This is a genomic window from Pseudomonas frigoris, from assembly GCF_047758635.1.
In the GTDB taxonomy this organism is placed as follows: Bacteria; Pseudomonadota; Gammaproteobacteria; order Pseudomonadales; family Pseudomonadaceae; genus Aquipseudomonas; species Aquipseudomonas frigoris.
In genome coordinates this window covers 4,476,464-4,493,044 of sequence record NZ_CP180479.1, presented here as the reverse complement: position 1 = coordinate 4,493,044, position 16,581 = coordinate 4,476,464, and the positions used below count along the sequence as shown (strand labels likewise).

Sequence of the window (16,581 nt, the reverse complement as noted above, 5' to 3'; positions counted from 1 at the left end):
TATTTATAGGGTTAATACCCTGGTTCCGCCTTGTCTTGGTATGTCTCCTATACTGATTCGCGCCGACAGGTCCAACGCAGATACTCGAACGCCGTCGGAACAGCAGTCAGCGTGCTGACAGCTACCCTCCCAGTCACAGCAAGGAGACCAAACATGGCAATCCGCATTGGCGACGAAGCTCCCTGCAATTAAACGCCAGGCACACCGTCGCCACCCCGGTTAACTGGCGTCCGGGTGAGGACGTCATCATTCCGACTTCGGTATCCGACGAGGACGCCAGGAAGAAATACCCGCAGGGCTTCAAGACGTTGAAGCCCTATCTGCGCACTGTGGCACAGCCGAAGTAACAACCACCCGCAAAGGCTCAGTCACGAGTGGAGAATGGATTATGTATCTGGGAACGACGCTACGCCGGACGCTATCGATTGGAGTGTTGATTGGGTTCACCCACCTGACCGCCGGCGCGGCGCCGGCAGTCACCTTGAAGCATGTTCACGGGCTCGCTTTCAGCCAGGATGGGCAGCAGCTGTCCATCCCCAGTCATGACGGCCTGGCTCTGTACCGTGATGGCCACTGGAGCAAGGCTCCTGGGCCTGAACACGACTACATGGGCTTTTCTGTCGGTCGTCAGGCGATCTATAGCAGCGGCCATCCGGCCAGTGGCAGTGCCCTGGTCAATCCTCTCGGGCTGATCAAAAGCAGTGATGGTGGAAGTATCTGGCAGCCGCTTGGACTTCAGGGTGAGTCGGACTTCCATCTGCTAGCCAGCGGTTTCGACAGCGGAGCTATTTACGCTTACAACACGCGTCCGAACTCGAAAATGACCGCTGCTGGCTTGTACTACAGCCTGAACGACGGAGCCACCTGGCAGCATGCTTTGGCGCAGGGGATGGGTTCAGAGCCGAGGGCATTGGCGGTGCATCCCACTGACAGCAAAACAGTTGCCGTGGCGACCAGCAGTGGTCTGTTTTTATCAAACGATGCCGGTGAACATTTCCAACCAGTTCTCCAAGACGCTCAGGTGCTGAGCGTCAGCTTCAGCCTCGACGGAAAGAGCTTATGGTTCGGCAGTTATGACAAAGTACCACGGCTCTCGATCCTGGACCTGAAGACCCACGAGATCAGTGCTCTCGGTTTACCACCACTCGATCAGGACGCCGTCGCTTACCTGGCGCAGAGTCCAACCAATGCTCAGGAGTGGGCGATAGCGACCCTCAAGCGTGACGTCTATCTGTCGCAAGACGAAGGCAAGACCTGGAAAGCTATCGCACAGGCGGGGCAAACGTTGGAATAACGCCTCAGCCCGGTGTGTCCCCTATCCACAACACCCTCGCTGCGCTTGAATCGGTGGGCATTTCACCGAGCCGAAGGAGCAGAACACGCAGCAGTCGCCTGGATCAGGGCGCAATAGACTTTTGCAGTTGCTGCATTCGTAGAAATACAGACAGGCATCTGTGGGCATGCTTTCGCGCTTGGCGAAACCACAGTGCGGGCAGGTCAGCAGAGACTCAAGAACAAGGGTACTCATGGGGTATCACTTCTGCACGGTGGAGGGGTAGCCTGCGTTCATGGTCGCCTTGGTGAGCGCTTCGTACGTGGCTTGGTCCGGGTCGAAGGTCACAGTGGCTGTTTTCTTGTCGAAATCGACCGTGACCGCATTTACGCCTGGTACTTTCTGCAGTGCCTTCTTCACTGTGATCGGGCAAACCTCGCAGGTCATGTTCTGCACTTCGAGCGTAATGGATATTGGCGGGGCGGCCAGCGCTGCCAAAGGTAAGCTGACCAGCAGGGCAATCAGTAGTGAGCGCATGGTGACCTTCTCTCAGTAAAACAATGGGGCTAACCAAGGCACGGCCAACAGGCCGAGCAGTAGTACTGCAACCAGCCAGAAAATGAACCGTTGCCGTTTTAGGGTACGAGAGACAGCGCAAGACGAACCCGAAGCGCAGGCCTGAGGTACAAGGTAGAGTTTGTAGAAGGCCGAACCGAGAAATAGCAGCGTCAGCCCGATGAAGATGGGGCGATAGGGCTCCAGTGCCGTCAAATTTGCGACCCAGGCACCGCCAATCCCAAGGGTCAGTAATACCAGTGGTCCGACGCAACAGACTGATGCGCCAATAGCGGCAAGCGCACTGGCGAACAGCGAGTTCTTCCCCGTGATAAATGCCATGTCGGTTTCCTTGAGCCCGTTTATCCAAGTGATATTGTAAATCCTGTACCTAGGTACGGAATCAAGGGGGATGTGGTGTTGAAAGAGCTGACCATTGGAAAACTGGCGGATGCAGCTGGAGTGAGTGTCGAGACCATTCGCTATTACCAGCGACTCGGCCTGCTGGATGAGCCCACCAAGCCGCTGGGTGGTCACCGGCGCTATGCGGCGGAACAGGCTGAGTGCCTGCGCTTTATCAAACGAGCGCAGGCACTCGGCTTTACGCTATCGGAAATCGGTGGACTGTTACGGCTGGATAAAGGCTGTGCGTGCGCCGAGACGCGGGCATTAGCAGTCAGCAAGCTGGCGCTAATTGAACAGAAAATCGCCGACCTTGCCGCGTTGCAAAAGAACCTGGTCAGCCTGGTGCAGCAATGTGATGCCGGAGATGGAGGGTTGAATTGTCCAATCATCGAGTCACTGGAGCATGAGTAATCCTGATTACCCAGGATGAATAATCTAAAATGGCGCCTATAAGCCGATGCTAGTCTTGATAGATACGCCGCTAGGTCGGCGCTGTTTGCGACTCCATTGGAGTTGCCGGTTAACAATGGGGGATTGAGCCAACACGCTTCGTGGTGGTCGTGGGGGACTGGTCGGCACTGTGCCGGCAGGATAGGGATTATGAGTAGCCCCCAAGCGATTCACCCGATTTGGCTCCGGCTGACCCATTGGGTCAACGTCATCGCGGTGTTCATTCTGGTGATGAGCGGCTGGCGTATCTATAACGCGTCACCGATTTTTTCCTTTCGGATTCCCGACAGCATCACCCTGGGTGGTTGGTTGGCGGGTGCACTTTTGTGGCATTTCGCGGCGATGTGGGTACTGGTCATCAACGGCACCCTTTACCTTCTACTCAATATTTTCTCCGGCCGCATCGCCTACAAGTTTTTCCCGATACGCCCCACCGAAGTTTTGCATGATTGCCTGGCGGCCCTCAGGGGAAAGCTCGCCCATGTCGACTTGCGGCAATACAACTCCCTGCAAAAGCTCGCCTACCTCTTTGTCGTGCTCGATCTCATTGTGCTCGTGCTGTCGGGTCTGGTGATCTGGAAACCGGTGCAGTTTCCTCTGCTGAGGGAACTGATGGGCGACTATGACTCAGCGCGCATCGTGCATTTTGTCTGCATGGGCCTGCTGGTCGCCTTTACCGTGGTGCATCTTGTGATTGTGGCCCTCGTGCCACGCACCCTGATTGCCATGCTGCGTGGACGCTGAACCATGATCAGAAAAGTTAAACAAGACGGGCTAGATGACACCGCCATCATCAAATCGGTAGCGCAGGAACTTGATCTACCCGCACGTAGAGAATTCCTTCGGCATGTCTGGACGCTGGGCGGGATTGTCTTGCTGACAGGGTGTCGCCTGGATGGCAGCGACTCCGTGGAGTCCATGCTGAAAATGGTCTCGCGCTTCAACGACAAGGTGCAGGCGGCACTATTCGATCCGAGCAGACTGGCACCGACCTACCCCGAGTCCATGATGACACGCCCATTTCCCTTCAATGCCTACTACGACCGCAACAGCATCCCGAACATCGACGGTGCTGGTTTCAATCTCGCGGTTGGTGGCCTGGTCCAGGATAAGCACAGCTGGACCCTCACCGAGCTGAACCAGCTGCCGCAAACCAGTCAGGTTACGCGGCTGATTTGCGTGGAGGGGTGGAGCGCCATCGGCAAATGGGGTGGGGTGACCTTTTCGACCTTTCTACAACGCGTGGGCGCTGATACCAGCGCCAAATATGTGGGACTGAAATGCGCTGATGACTATTACAGCAGCATCGACATGCCCACGGCTCTACACGCGCAGACGCTGCTCACCCTGAGCTATGACGATCAGGTCTTGCCGCCGGAATATGGCTACCCTTTGCGGCTGCGTATGCCGACCAAACTGGGCTTCAAGAACCCCAAACATGTTGTGGAGATCTTTGTGACCAATGACTACCCCGGTGGCTATTGGGAGGATCAGGGTTACAACTGGTTTAGTGGCAGTTGAACATTCCAGGACCATCAGCACTAGCTGAATGACGGACACATCAAAAAACCGTCAGCCAGTAACCGAGGGCTCAACACATGAATTGGCTGATTTCGTGCTTGGTACCAAGTCTTTTCGTATTGATGATGGGGCTTGCCCAGGCAACAGAGGGCGCGGGGCCGGGCATGATCATGATGGGGAACGGCATGATGGCTGCTTGCGTTGTGTTTGGACTGCTCATACTGGCGGTGCTTGTCCTCGCGATTCTGGCGCTGATCAAGTACTTGCGCAGCGGCAAGTAAAACTTCCGTCTGCAACCAACGCTGATGGTGCCATAGGCCTACCTTCCGTTATCACTATCACTGCTATCACACGGATTGGCATCTGGTTCCGTTCAAGTGCTTCCCTATCCTTAATGCCCCCCCAAAGGAGCTGATTGGAAAGTAAAGTTCTGCCTGAATGGGGAGCAGCGACTTTGGGGAATAAGGGCATTGTCAGCGAAAGAAAGCAGTGCCTTGTGGTGACGACCGGCGAGGAAGGCCAGAAGAGACCTGTGGGTGGAGGAGTGGTAGATGACTAGCTACGCTCACTCTGCTACCGGACGGATCAAGCAGATTGGCCATTGCGTCTACGGTGTATTCCCTTCAAGGAGAATCTCATGGGTATCCGAAAGAATCAGAAGAACCTGACCGCGGCGGAGTGGAAGGCATTGATTGCTGCCATCAATGCCATGCATGGCCCTGAGGCACCGGCTCCTGCTTATCGCCGATTCGTATCACTCCACGTGGAGGCCATGGACATGTCCCATATGGATTGGAGTGTTCACGCTATGCCAATGAATGGGAGATGGATGCCAGGAAAGAACTTCCTTACCTGGCACCGACGACTTTTGAAGCTTTTTGAAGAGCGCATTCAAACCATCGACCCAACTGTTTCAATACCCTATTGGGATTCCATCACCGACCGCGGCGTACCGACTGCACTGGCTGATTCCAGCCTTCTCGCGCGTTGGTCAGTGACGCGCCAGTGGGACGCTTCGAAGCTCGCGGCAGCCGCCGATTTGCTCGCTGTTAATACCTTTCCAGGTACTTTCAGCGGGTTTCAAACACTGCTTGAAGGCACAGTGCATGGAGGTACACACAATGCCGTTGGGGGTAACATGAAGGGTTCCAGTTCACCCACCGATCCTTTGTTTTGGCTGCATCATGCATTTATCGACAAGACGTGGGCTGATTGGCAAGCGAGTCCAAACGGGAAGAATCCACCAACGCCTAGCCAGGTTCTGAAGCCCGTCGATATGGGTGTTGGCATTCCATTTGGTGTGAAGGTCTCTTCACTGTTGAGCATCAATACGCTTGGCTACTCCTACGTGTAGAGGGCAGTGTTGAATCTCAAATTCCAATCGAAAAGGGGCGGATGAATCGCCCCTTATTTTGCTGACGGATGAGACCGACCGCATCGGGCCGGTTGCGCCCCATCAGTACCTATATTCAGATTAGGTTCCTGGGTATTCAGCAATGATCTGATCGGTGCCTGCTTTAGTCAGGCCGACAATCTGATAAGCGTCGTGCTTTCCATCGACTTCCATCCCTGGTGAGCCTGCCGGCATACCGGGCGCCACGATCCCGACCAGGTCATTGCGTTTGCTCATCGCAATTATTTGCTCAGCGGGTACATGGCCCTCAACAAACTTCCCATTGATCACCGCGGTGTGGCACGACGAGAGTCGTGGAGCGACACCGAGGTCCTGTTTAACCGCGCTCATGTTGGTTTCTACATGGTCAATGACAGTGAAGCCGTTGGCCTCAAGGTGCTGAATCCATTTCTTGCAGCACCCGCAGTTTGCATCTCGATGGACATCGATTGTCAGGGCCTGTGCTGCGTGAGCAGTTGAACCAATGAACAGTGCCGCGAATGTCGCGATGCGTAATGCACGCAGGCGGAAGTTATTTTGCATGGGTAATATCCTTTGCCTTGGCAGCGGTGTGAACCTTTGAAGTTTCGACACCCGCTGCATGGCCGTGCGTGATGTTTCTACCCTGAGCGAGGGAGAAGTCTCCCCGATCACTCAAAGTTCTTGATGGTGTTGCTCAGGCAAATGACTCAGAACCACATCCGAATACCGGCTACAAATCGAGCCTCGTTGGTCTTTTGTCCTTCGTCTTCGGCCAGGTCGGCGGTCTTGCCATAGGAGCGATTCCAGGTCACCCCGATATAGGGGGCAAATTCGCGGAAAATTTCATAGCGCAAACGCAAGCCCACTTCGGTATTCGCCAAGCCCGAGCCAATGCCGCGCTGAGGATCGTTTTTCCCGTAGAGATTCGCTTCAGCGGTCGGCTGCAAGATCAGGCGATTGGTGAGCAGAATGTCGTAGTCACCCTCGAACCGAGCGGCAGTCTGGCCGTTCTCACCGATGTAAGCTGTCGCTTCGGTTTCGAAGTTGTAGAGGGCCATCCCCTGAATGCCAAGAGCCCCCCAAGTCTGTGGTGAGCCAGGTTTGAAGTCTTGGCGTACGCCGGTGACGACATCCCACCACGGACCGATCGAATGCCCCCAAAGCGCTTGGAGTTCGGCGCTCTCGGTTACGCCGTTGGTACGTTCACCTTCCGAACGCAACCACAGGCGATCAACGTCTCCACCGATCCATCCCTTTGCATCCCAGCTCAGCGCGCTGCCGTTGTCAGCATCCTGGTACTCGAACTTATCAAGCAGGATGAAGGAGTTGAGTTTTTTGTCGTGGACGCCATGACCAGCCACCGGTGGAAAGGCGGCTGCACGATCAGCGTCGGTAAGTACGGGAATGGGGGTACGACTCGTGGTGGTCGCTCCTGCATCCATACTCATATTGCTGTGGTCCATGCTCTCCATGCCGTCCATTTGGCCTTGGTCCATGTTCATCTTGCTGTGATCCATGGCCCCCATCTTGCTATGGTCCATGGTTCCCATCGAGCCGTGATCCATCTCTTCAGCGGCGTTGGCCACGGCAAAGAAAGCAAGACTGACGGAGACTGCCAGTGCAATCAAGGCTGGGCGCAAAAGCTTACTGGTCATGATCTCAATCTGCCTTTTTGGTTTTTTGGTCATGATCCATCGACTCATGGCTCATCTTGTTGTGATCCATTGCCTCGTGATCAGGTTTGGACTCGCCCATCAGCGATTTTCGATTTAGGTAAGTACTCATAACCCGTCTCCTTTACTCATCTACCCGTACTTCACGGAACATGCCCATTTCCATATGGAATAGCAGGTGGCAGTGATAGGCCCATCGTCCCAGAGCGTCGGCGGTGACTCTGTAGCTGCGTTTGGTTCCGGGCGGCATATCGATCGTGTGTTTGCGCACCATGAATTTGCCGTTCTCATCCTCAAGATCACTCCACATGCCGTGGAGGTGGATGGGGTGGGTCATCATGGTGTCGTTCACCAGCGTGATGCGTAGACGCTCGCCATACTTGAGGCGCAACGGCTCGGCGTCAGAGAATTTAATGCCGTTGAATGACCACGAGAACTTCTCCATATGACCGGTCAGATGCAGCTCAATGGTGCGATTGGGTTCGCGGCCATCAGGATCCTGGAAAGTACTCTTCAGGTCAGAATATGTGAGCACGCGACGGCCGTTGTTTCGTAAGCCAATGCCAGGATCGTTGAGCTTCGGCGTTGGGCTCATGGCTTGCATATCAACCAAGGGGTTGTTGGTTTCGGAAGCTGGGTGAGACTGCATATCACCCATGCCGCTCATGCCAGCCATTCCTGACATATCACCATGATCCATACCCGTCATCTTGCTGTGATCCATGCCGGCCATGTTGGACATGTCGCCCTGGTCCATACCGGTCATCTTGCTGTGGTCCATGCCGGCCATGGTGGACATGTCGCCCTTGTCCATGCCGGTCATCTTGCTGTGATCCATGCCGGCCATGTTAGACATGTCACTGCTGTCCATGCCGGTCATGTCGCCCTGGTCCATACCGGTCATCTTGCTGTGGTCCATTCCGGCCATGCCAGACATGTCGCCACCCATGCTGCCATGGTCCATGCCGGCCATACCGCCCATTCCCATGTCATCCATGGTCAAAAGAGGGCGGGGATCGATCGCCGGTACCGGCGCTTTCAACCCTTCGCGTACCGCCAGGGTTCCGCGTGCATAACCGGTTCGATCCATGGATTGGGCGAAAATGGTGTAAGCCTCTTGGCTAGTAGGCTCCACGATCACGTCATAGGTTTCTGCCACAGCGATGCGGAATTCATCGACGCTGACAGGGTTGACGTGCTGGCCGTCAGCGGCCACAACGGTCATTTTCAGGCCTGGGATACGGACGTCGAAGTAGCTCATGCCCGAGCCGTTGATAAAGCGCAGGCGCAGCTTCTCACCCGGTTTGAAAATCCCGGTCCAGTTACCGTTAGGGGCCTGGCCATTCATGAGGTAGGTGTAAGTATCCCCACTGACGTCTGCGAGATCGGTGGGGTTCATTTTCATTTCGGCCCACATCTTCCGATCGGCCACGGCTGCGGACCAGCCTTGCTTGCTGACATCGTCGATGAAGTCGCCAACAGTGCGTTTGTGGTGGTTGTAGTAGTCCGATTGCTTCTTGAGCTTGGCCATGACGCGACCAGGATCTTCATCGGTCCAGTCGGTCAGCATCACCACGTAATCACGGTCGTATTGAAAAGGTTCAGGCTCTTTCGAGTCGATCACGATTGGACCGTAAACGCCTACCTGTTCCTGTAAACCCGAGTGGCTGTGGTACCAGTACGTACCGTTCTGATGAACTTTGAATTTGTACTCGTACATGCCATCGGGCGCGATACCGTGAAAGCTCAAGCCTGGCACACCATCCATGTTGGCCGGCAGGATGATCCCATGCCAATGGATTGAGGTGTCCTGGTCTAGACGGTTTTTCACACGCAGTGTGACCGTTTCTCCTTCGCGCCAGCGCAGCAGGGGCCCCGGCAGAGTGCCATTGATGGTCATTGCGGTGCGCGGCGAACCGGTGATGTTTACCGGGGTTTCACCAATAAACAGATCAAACTCGTTGCCGGTCAGTACGCTCGGCAGGCCAGGACTGGTCACTGCCCATACAGGGGTGCGCCACAGACCAAGGCCGCCAAGAATGCCACCAGCTGCCAGGCCTTTGACGAAGGTCCGCCTAGAGGTTTTGGAATGCATGCCGTTTATGTCCAATCAATCAAAGGGGAGCTGTGCGAAACAACCAGTGAGTTGCTCATACAGGTTGAAGGCACTCTCTCGGGAATTCGTGTTGAGCCCGGATGAGCTTCGCCCGCCGTCACTAAAGACGAATTGATACGGTGAGCGAGCTCAGAAATTGCCACATTTGGACAACCACGGTGATTACATTTCTGTCAGCTTGGGAGTGCGTCAAGCTATTCAGCAATTAGCGTGGTCGGCGGCTTTGGCTTTGCTTTCTGCTACGGGTGATTGGGGGCCTTGCTTTTGGGCGACCTGGGACGCCTCCATTGAGTTCTGTCTGGCCGCTTCCATGCGTGCGAATGCGCGATCACTGCCGCCTTCAGCCATCGCCAGAGAAGAGACGGTCAGGGCTGCGATGACCAACAGGGTTTTCATGGATTTCATTTGGGTATCCTCGGATGAGATTTGGATACCCCCGTTGAAGTTACATCAAGACGTAATTCGTGGGGGCAGAGTTCAAGACGCGACGCAATCTTAAAACTCTCCTCCTGTCAGAAGCCTTAAGTGAGCATTACCGTTGTGTCAGGTTGCGATTTTAAGGAGACAGTGCTCATAAGAAACGTAAGCGCGTGAACTGACCAGCGCCCTCAGGTGCTGATTTTCGAAGGGAAACCCAACGCGTCAACAACTGCGCGGACGCGCTCTGGGCTTTCGTTGCTTTCGACGTTGACCTTCCCGGCATTACGGTCCACCGAAACCGTTGCCTCGCTATCCAACGCCTGAATGGTTTTGGTGATTTTGCTAACGCAACCGCCACAACCAATGTCTGATACATCTAAGACGAACATAGTTATTCCTCTCGTATTGAGCGGCATCTTTAGCCGCAGCCACAGCATCAACGTTGACACGATAGGAAGGTCAAGGGTTGTCTGAGCCCACACTTGAATGGTGTCGACGTCTCACTCTATACGGGTGTTCCTCAGCCTCAACGCATTGAACACCACGGATGCGGAGCTGACGCTCATGGCGATGGCCGCGACCATCGGCGACAAGAGATGTCCGGTCAGTGGATACAGCAGGCCTGCGGCGAGCGGGATACCCATCGAGTTGTAGATAAAGGCGAAGCCCAGGTTTTGCCGCATGTTTTTTACTGTCGCGACAGACAGGGCACGCGCTCGAAGGATCCCCATCAAGTCGCCTTTTACCAGGGTGAGCTGCGCGCTGTTCATCGCGACGTCTGTCCCTGTCCCCATCGCGATGCCCACATCTGCTCGAGCCAGAGCCGGTGCATCATTGATACCGTCACCAGCCATGGCAACCCGTCGACCGTATTGCTGAAGGTCTGCGACCAGGCGCTCCTTGTCCTGAGGTTTCACTTCACCGTGGACTTCTTCAATGCCCATCTCCTTGGCTACAGCTCGTGCCGTGGTGAGGCCGTCTCCAGTGGCCATGATGATTTTTACATTGTCAGCTTTGAGCTTGGTGACAGCCTCTTTAGAGGTCGGCTTGATCGGGTCTGACACTGCGAGCAATCCGGCCAGGACTCCGTCGACCGCCAGGTAGATGATGCTGATGCCCTCAAGGCGCAATTGCTCGGCGCGGTTCCTGAGGGGGCTGATGTTCACACCAGCCTCTTCCATCAAGGCGGTATTACCTAGTTGGGCTTTCTTGCCACCTATCAAACCGCTGACCCCAATTCCTGAGCCGGACTCGAACGACTCAGGCTTGGTTAGGACAAGATTTTCAGCACGAGCATGATCAACAATGGCATGAGCCAAGGGATGCTCACTGCCTTGATCGAGGCTGGCGGCCAGTTGAAGTACATCGTTTTTGACGAATTTCTGCGTGGCTTCCACACTATGAAACACCGGGCGCCCCTCTGTCAGGGTGCCGGTCTTATCGACGATCAGTGTGTCGATCTTGCAAAGGTTCTCGATGGCACTGGCATCTCTGAACAGCACGCCCATGCTGGCCGCTTTACCCGTGGAAACCATGATCGACATAGGGGTCGCGAGCCCCAGGGCACAGGGGCAGGCAATAATCAGTACGGCGACCGCATTGATCAGGCCAAAGACCCAACTGGGTTCAGGACCGAACAGCCCCCACCCCAGAAGAGTCAGCAGGGCAATCGCGATTACCCCCATCACAAAGTAACCAGCGACGGCGTCAGCCATACGTTGCATGGGAGCTTTAGAGCGTTGGGCACGGACCACCATCTGCACGATTTGCGACAGCATGGTTTCGGCACCAATCTTTTGCGCTTCCATCACCAGGCTGCCATGAGTATTGAGCGTGGCCCCGATCAGGCTATCCCTGCTTCTTTTCATCACTGGTAGGGGCTCGCCGGTCAGCATCGACTCATCGACCGCGCTTTCACCCTCCAGTACCGAGCCATCGACAGGAACTTTTTCACCTGGTCTTACCCATAGGTGATCACCCTTATGCACATGCGTCAGAGGGATGTCTTCCTCTGTGCCATCGGCATTGATCCTGCGTGCGGTTTTCGGAGACAGACCAAGAAGAGACTTAATTGCCGCAGACGTTTGTGATCGAGCTTTGAGTTCAAGCATCTGCCCGAACAAGGTCAGCGAGATGATCACTGCTGCGGCTTCGAAGTAGACGCCGATACGGCCATCTTGCATGAAGGTGACGGGAAAACTCTGGGGATGCAGGGTGGCTACGACGCTGTAAAGATACGCAGCCGCTGTCCCCAGGCCAATCAAGGTCCACATATTGGGACTGCGATGACGAATGGACGCGATACCCCTCACAAAAAAGGGCCAACCGGCCCATAGGGTCACGGGGGTTGCAAGGATTAGCTCGATCCAGTTCTGGGTAGTCCCATGGAAAATTTGCAGGGAATGTCCCGCCATAGCGAGCACTGTCACTATTACGGTTAATGGCAATGACCATCAAAAGCGACGGGTGAAATCCTTGATCTCGGGGTTTTCTTCCTCTTCCAGCCCAGGCATGACTGGCTCCAATGTCATGCCACATTTAGGGCAGATGCCGGGGCCTGACTGACGTATCTCTGGGTGCATGGGGCACGTGAATTCAGTACCCGCCTGCGGCTTTGGCTGGCTAGAGTGTTCGGGAGCAGATGGGTTCTCGAGATAAGGATCAGGATCAGCTCGAAACTTCTCTTGACACTTCAGACTGCAAAACTGATAGGTCTGCCCCTCATAACGCTCACTGAACTTGCTCGGAGGGGTAACAGCCATGCCGCACACTGGATCGCGTAGACCTCCATCTTGGAGTTTTACCGGATGGGCGTGATTATGCTCGAGGTGACTCGTGGCGTTAGGCATGACTAGTTTCCTTTATCATCCTTGTTGGTTTGCGAACTCACGTGTCGGTTATGACCGCCATGGCCGTGCCCGAAAAAATGCATCAACGGGCAGATCAACAGGATCAGATAGGGCAGATAAGGTGAAACATGGCCGAAGTGTTCCCGGACCACGTAGAAAACCCCGATCGCAGTCAGCATGATCAGTACGACACCCGTTTTGCTCCTCCAGAAGGGTGAAGGAGCGCTTTCAACCGAATGCGGAAGATTAGTCATGATGTAGTCCCCACTGTCCTCGCAAGAGTTGCGGTGACTTATGCGACTGAGAGTAGTCAACGCTCCCTTTGAGGCTGTGATATCGATCAAGCCACGTTTATTTCACTTCAAACTGACCCACCATTCCCGACTGATAGTGTCCGGGAACGTTGCAGGCAAACTCCAGACCTGTGCTCTTGGGAAAGGTCCAGATAAGCTCTTTGGTTGTCCCTGGTTCGATCAGAATGCTGTTGGGATCGTCGTGCTCCATCCCGACCATCTTCATACCACCCATGCTGTGTCCCATATCACTCATGTCTTGCCCTTTTCCGGTAGGACTGAGCGTGCCGTTCTGGAACATAGCTGCCATCTCTTTTTGATGCGTGGCATGGGCAGCTGCTTTGCCTATGTTGAATTCATGCAGTAGCGAACCTTCGTTGCGCAGGACGAAGCGAACCGTCTCTCCAGGTTTGACATCAATGTTTTTGTGCTCAAAGAAAATATCGCCCATTTTCATCTCAATCGTACGAGTAACGTCGGCAGACGCCCCTGGCTGGCCACTGTCATCTTTCCCGTGGCCCACGTTGGCCATGGCTGTAGAGCCGAGTAGAAGCGTTATTGCAGCGATAACCGGGATGGCAAATTTAGCTTTCATAGGAACCTCAGAGTGAGTAGCGCTGGCTAGAGAGCCGGATGAGCAGGTGAAAGTGTTCATGTTCCAAACCTAGACAGTGCTGGCTGACATCAAGCTGAAGCCAAGATTACTTTTCTGTCAGTTTCTGGTTGGCTCGACTAATTCGATGCAAACTCAGCCTCATCATCACTTGAGAGCCATCCCATGAGACTTCTGGTTGCTGAAGACGAACCGAAAATAGGTATCTATTTGCAACAGGGCCTTACTGAGGCAGGGTTCAATGTCGATCGCTTCACCAACGGTACGGAGGCCCTTCAACATGCCCTGAGCGAAGCATATGACCTGTTGATTCTGGATGTCATGATGCCGGGCCTGGATGGGTGGGAAGTCCTTCAGAAGGTGCGTTTGTCAGGGAAGGACGTCCCGGTACTTTTTCTGACCGCGCGAGACCGCGTTGAGGATCGGGTCAAGGGACTTGAGCTCGGAGCTGATGATTACCTCATCAAACCCTTCGCATTCTCTGAATTGCTGGCTCGAGTCAGGACGCTGCTCCGTCGCGGTAATAACGTGCCCTCGCAAACCCTTATGAAATTGGCCGATCTTGAGGTTGACCTGCTCAAACGCAGGGCCATTCGGGGAGGCAAACGCATAGACCTTACGGCCAAGGAGTTTGCGCTGCTGGAACTGCTGCTCCGTCGCCGAGGCGAAGTGCTGCCCAAGTCGCTCATCGCCTCGCAAGTTTGGGACATGAACTTTGACAGCGATACCAACGTAATCGAGGTTGCGGTGCGCAGGCTCAGGGCGAAGATTGATGATGACTTTGAGGTCAAGCTGATCCAGACCTGCCGCGGCATGGGCTACATGCTCGATGCACCCGATTCGGAATCGGAACCGGAATGAACCGTCTATCCCTGACTACCCGCATGAGTTTGATGTTCATGCTTGCGGTAACGGCGGTGCTCACCGTTGCCGGGCTCAGCTTCAATAACCTCAGCCGGCATCATTTCAAAATGCTGGATCAGCAGGCCCTGAACGAAAAGCTCCACTCAACCCAAAGAATCTTGGGAGAGCTGAAGAGCATCGATCAATTCGGCGATTTCAAGCCTGAGCTACAGGCGTTGCTCGGTGCTCACCGTGACTTGACGGCCCTAATTATAGATGGTGACGGTAGGTTGCTTTTCGCTGATCCCGGGCCAGTAGATGTTCCGGAGGAGTTCCGCACGACGACAAGCAACAATGTCTGGGAATGGCAGGACCAAGAGCAGATGTTCCGCGGGGTGACGGCACAAGCCATCGTTACGGGGCAAGACAAACCACTGACCGTCATTTTGATCTTTGACGTTACTCAGCATATGTCCTTCTTCGCGACGCTTCAGCGATGGTTCTGGATAGGGTTGGTGATCAGTGCGCTCGTCAGTGCCGCACTGGGCTGGATGGTTGCCAGCAGTGGCATGCGTCCTATTCGGCAGGTGACCAGGGTCGCTGCGTCGATGTCGGCCAAATCACTCAAAGAGCGCATCCCCTTAGCGCCGGTACCAAAAGAGCTTCAGCAGATGGTGTTGTCGTTTAATGCGATGTTATCCAGGCTGGATGACGCTTTTGTCCGGTTATCAAATTTCTCTGCGGACATTGCTCACGAACTGCGTACGCCGGTCAGTAATCTGATGACTCATACCGAAGTGGTGCTCTCTAGAAAAAGGGATATCGAGGACTACGAAGACAATCTGTATTCAAATCTGGATGACTTGAAGCGTATGTCGCGGATGATCGATGACATGCTCTTCCTGGCCAAATCAGACAACGGTCTGATCACGCATGAGAACAAACCGATAGACCTATTGGCGGTCGTGGAGAAGCTTCTTGAGTACTACCGCCTGTTGGCCGATGAGCGCGGTATCAACCTTACGGTTTCTGGGCAAGGAAGTGTCCGGGGTGACGTGTTGATGTTGCACAGAGCTATCTCGAATTTGCTTTCTAATGCGCTGCGGTACACCCCGGAGGGGCAGGTCATCAATGTTGATATCCAACAGAAAGGGCTGTCGACATTGGTGGTCGTGGAAAACCCAGGAGAAATCATTGCGCCCGAACACCTTGAAAAGCTCTTTGATCGATTCTACCGAGTAGATCCGGCGCGGCGCGAAGGAAGCCCAAGCAACGCTGGACTGGGGCTCTCAATTACGAGGTCGATCATTGAGGCTCATGAGGGCAAGATCTGGTGCACCTCATCAAACGGAAAAACAGCCTTCCATTTGGAGCTCCCTGGCGCCGGCCTGACGGGGGCCTAAACCTCAACGTGCTTCTGGTGAGAGCGTTGCCCGTCATCGGCGATCAAACGCTAGATTGGGAGCAAAGGTTAGCGCCCCCTTGCCCCGAGATGGACTGACTTGTCTTCAGGCCGCTGAACGGTCCCGGCAGTGGGGGAGTGAAAGTGAGTAGCCTAATGGCACCCCGATCTGGGCCAGCGAAACAGCCCCAAGCTGACTGAATTGTAATCGAACGGTCGGCCTTCATGTGGCATCGTGTACCGGCACTGTGACGCGGGAGTCTTGACCTACTCCCTATGTGCAGTGCGTACCGGGACGCGGCCTACGTTTGGTATTCGTCTGTGGTGTTAACAAGAATCGAGAAATAAAAACTAGATTTCCCCCAACCAAACCTCGAATCAACAGCTCAAGCTGTGAGGAGTCTTGCATGTCATTCTTTAAAACTACCACCGTAGCTGTTGCGCTTACCGCTGGTTTGCTCTTGAGCTCGCTTGCTCAGGCGCATCCGAAACTAGTCTCTTCCACCCCTTCGGAAGGCTCGACCTTGGCAGCTCCTTCAAAAATTGAGCTGCACTTCTCTGAGAACCTTACGACTCAGTTCTCAGGGGCAAAACTGATCATGACCGACATGCCAGGCATGCCGAACTCCCCAATGGGCGTCAAGGCTGGTGTCGCAGGCGGCGATGATCCGAAAATGATGGTTATCACGCCTGCCGCTCCGCTAACCACGGGTACTTATAAGGTCGAATGGCGGGCGGTCTCTTCCGACACTCATCCCATCACAGGCAACTTCTCTTTTAAAGTGAAATGATC

The 16,581-nt window shown here is 54.7% G+C and carries 20 protein-coding genes and 2 pseudogenes; 10 read left to right on the top strand and 12 right to left on the bottom strand.

Features of this window, described 5'->3' with window-relative positions:
• Positions 1–179: 179 nt before the first annotated feature.
• A pseudogene (locus tag ACMXYH_RS20460) lies at positions 180–347 on the top strand (peroxiredoxin); the annotation flags it as partial.
• A 41-nt stretch (positions 348–388) separates the two neighbouring features.
• Complete coding sequence (locus ACMXYH_RS20455) at positions 389–1,294, top strand: F510_1955 family glycosylhydrolase (protein WP_415764699.1); 906 nt, start codon at positions 389–391, stop codon at positions 1,292–1,294.
• Between the two features lie 21 nt (positions 1,295–1,315).
• Here the strand turns inward: ACMXYH_RS20455 and ACMXYH_RS20450 are convergent, their stop codons facing one another.
• Genes ACMXYH_RS20450 through ACMXYH_RS20440 form a run of 3 tightly spaced genes read right to left on the bottom strand, consistent with a single transcriptional unit; the run spans position 1,316 to position 2,170 of the window.
• Entirely contained in the window at positions 1,316–1,528 is a 213-nt protein-coding gene (locus tag ACMXYH_RS20450; protein WP_415764698.1) for a GDCCVxC domain-containing (seleno)protein, read from the bottom strand.
• Positions 1,529–1,534: 6 nt separating this feature from the next.
• Positions 1,535–1,810 carry a mercury resistance system periplasmic binding protein MerP gene (gene merP / locus ACMXYH_RS20445; protein WP_415764696.1) on the bottom strand — a complete coding sequence of 92 codons (276 nt, stop codon included), beginning with the start codon at positions 1,808–1,810 and terminating at the stop codon, positions 1,535–1,537.
• A 12-nt stretch (positions 1,811–1,822) separates the two neighbouring features.
• Positions 1,823–2,170 carry a mercuric transporter MerT family protein gene (locus ACMXYH_RS20440; RefSeq protein WP_415764694.1) on the bottom strand — a complete coding sequence of 116 codons (348 nt, stop codon included), beginning with the start codon at positions 2,168–2,170 and terminating at the stop codon, positions 1,823–1,825.
• 75 nt (positions 2,171–2,245) lie between these two features.
• On the opposite strand from ACMXYH_RS20440, the gene merR reads away from it, so the two are divergent.
• The 5 genes from merR to ACMXYH_RS20415 all read left to right on the top strand — a co-directional run bounded on the left by merR (position 2,246) and on the right by ACMXYH_RS20415 (position 5,558).
• The gene (gene merR / locus ACMXYH_RS20435; RefSeq protein ID WP_415764693.1) at positions 2,246–2,644 is read left to right on the top strand and encodes an Hg(II)-responsive transcriptional regulator; all 399 of its coding nucleotides are present in this window, start codon (positions 2,246–2,248) and stop codon (positions 2,642–2,644) included.
• 189 nt (positions 2,645–2,833) lie between these two features.
• A complete protein-coding gene (locus ACMXYH_RS20430) occupies positions 2,834–3,427 on the top strand; it encodes a cytochrome b/b6 domain-containing protein (protein ID WP_415764691.1) in 594 nt (197 codons plus the stop codon).
• Between the two features lie 3 nt (positions 3,428–3,430).
• On the top strand, positions 3,431–4,204 hold the full coding sequence (locus tag ACMXYH_RS20425) for a molybdopterin-dependent oxidoreductase (protein WP_415764690.1): 774 nt from the start codon (positions 3,431–3,433) through the stop codon (positions 4,202–4,204).
• Between the two features lie 77 nt (positions 4,205–4,281).
• A complete protein-coding gene (locus tag ACMXYH_RS20420; RefSeq protein ID WP_415764689.1) occupies positions 4,282–4,485 on the top strand; it encodes a hypothetical protein in 204 nt (67 codons plus the stop codon).
• 356 nt (positions 4,486–4,841) lie between these two features.
• The gene (locus ACMXYH_RS20415; RefSeq protein ID WP_415764688.1) at positions 4,842–5,558 is read left to right on the top strand and encodes a tyrosinase family protein; all 717 of its coding nucleotides are present in this window, start codon (positions 4,842–4,844) and stop codon (positions 5,556–5,558) included.
• A gap of 120 nt (positions 5,559–5,678) precedes the next feature.
• On the opposite strand, the gene ACMXYH_RS20410 is transcribed toward ACMXYH_RS20415, so the two are convergent.
• From ACMXYH_RS20410 to ACMXYH_RS20370, 9 genes and pseudogenes are all read right to left on the bottom strand, one after another.
• Positions 5,679–6,140 (bottom strand): DUF411 domain-containing protein, encoded by a 462-nt coding sequence (locus ACMXYH_RS20410; RefSeq protein WP_415764687.1) that lies wholly within the window; start codon positions 6,138–6,140, stop codon positions 5,679–5,681.
• A 146-nt stretch (positions 6,141–6,286) separates the two neighbouring features.
• Positions 6,287–7,267, bottom strand: coding sequence for a copper resistance protein B (locus ACMXYH_RS20405; protein WP_415764686.1), 981 nt, complete (start codon positions 7,265–7,267; stop codon positions 6,287–6,289).
• On the bottom strand, positions 7,239–7,364 hold the full coding sequence (locus ACMXYH_RS20400) for a hypothetical protein (RefSeq protein ID WP_415764685.1): 126 nt from the start codon (positions 7,362–7,364) through the stop codon (positions 7,239–7,241). Before ACMXYH_RS20400 ends, ACMXYH_RS20405 begins: the two co-directional genes overlap by 29 nt.
• Positions 7,365–7,376: 12 nt before the next feature.
• Positions 7,377–9,347, bottom strand: coding sequence for a copper resistance system multicopper oxidase (locus ACMXYH_RS20395; RefSeq protein WP_415764684.1), 1,971 nt, complete (start codon positions 9,345–9,347; stop codon positions 7,377–7,379).
• A gap of 219 nt (positions 9,348–9,566) precedes the next feature.
• On the bottom strand, positions 9,567–9,773 hold the full coding sequence (locus tag ACMXYH_RS20390) for a co-regulatory protein PtrA N-terminal domain-containing protein (protein ID WP_415764683.1): 207 nt from the start codon (positions 9,771–9,773) through the stop codon (positions 9,567–9,569).
• Between the two features lie 203 nt (positions 9,774–9,976).
• Positions 9,977–10,177: a heavy-metal-associated domain-containing protein gene (locus ACMXYH_RS20385; RefSeq protein ID WP_415764682.1), complete on the bottom strand. Its 201-nt coding sequence runs from the start codon at positions 10,175–10,177 to the stop codon at positions 9,977–9,979.
• Positions 10,178–10,288: 111 nt separating this feature from the next.
• Positions 10,289–12,637 (bottom strand): annotated as a pseudogene (locus tag ACMXYH_RS20380) (heavy metal translocating P-type ATPase).
• A 2-nt stretch (positions 12,638–12,639) separates the two neighbouring features.
• Positions 12,640–12,891 (bottom strand): DUF2933 domain-containing protein, encoded by a 252-nt coding sequence (locus tag ACMXYH_RS20375; protein WP_415764681.1) that lies wholly within the window; start codon positions 12,889–12,891, stop codon positions 12,640–12,642.
• A gap of 97 nt (positions 12,892–12,988) precedes the next feature.
• Complete coding sequence (locus ACMXYH_RS20370; RefSeq protein WP_415767730.1) at positions 12,989–13,525, bottom strand: cupredoxin domain-containing protein; 537 nt, start codon at positions 13,523–13,525, stop codon at positions 12,989–12,991.
• 183 nt (positions 13,526–13,708) lie between these two features.
• Between ACMXYH_RS20370 and ACMXYH_RS20365 the strand changes: the two genes are divergently transcribed.
• From ACMXYH_RS20365 to copC, 3 genes are all read left to right on the top strand, one after another.
• Positions 13,709–14,404, top strand: coding sequence for a heavy metal response regulator transcription factor (locus ACMXYH_RS20365; protein ID WP_149631442.1), 696 nt, complete (start codon positions 13,709–13,711; stop codon positions 14,402–14,404).
• Positions 14,401–15,789 carry a heavy metal sensor histidine kinase gene (locus ACMXYH_RS20360; RefSeq protein WP_415764680.1) on the top strand — a complete coding sequence of 463 codons (1,389 nt, stop codon included), beginning with the start codon at positions 14,401–14,403 and terminating at the stop codon, positions 15,787–15,789. The genes ACMXYH_RS20365 and ACMXYH_RS20360 overlap by 4 nt, the downstream gene beginning before the upstream one ends.
• Before the next feature lie 406 nt (positions 15,790–16,195).
• Positions 16,196–16,579: a copper homeostasis periplasmic binding protein CopC gene (copC, locus tag ACMXYH_RS20355; RefSeq protein WP_149631444.1), complete on the top strand. Its 384-nt coding sequence runs from the start codon at positions 16,196–16,198 to the stop codon at positions 16,577–16,579.
• Positions 16,580–16,581: the final 2 nt, after the last annotated feature.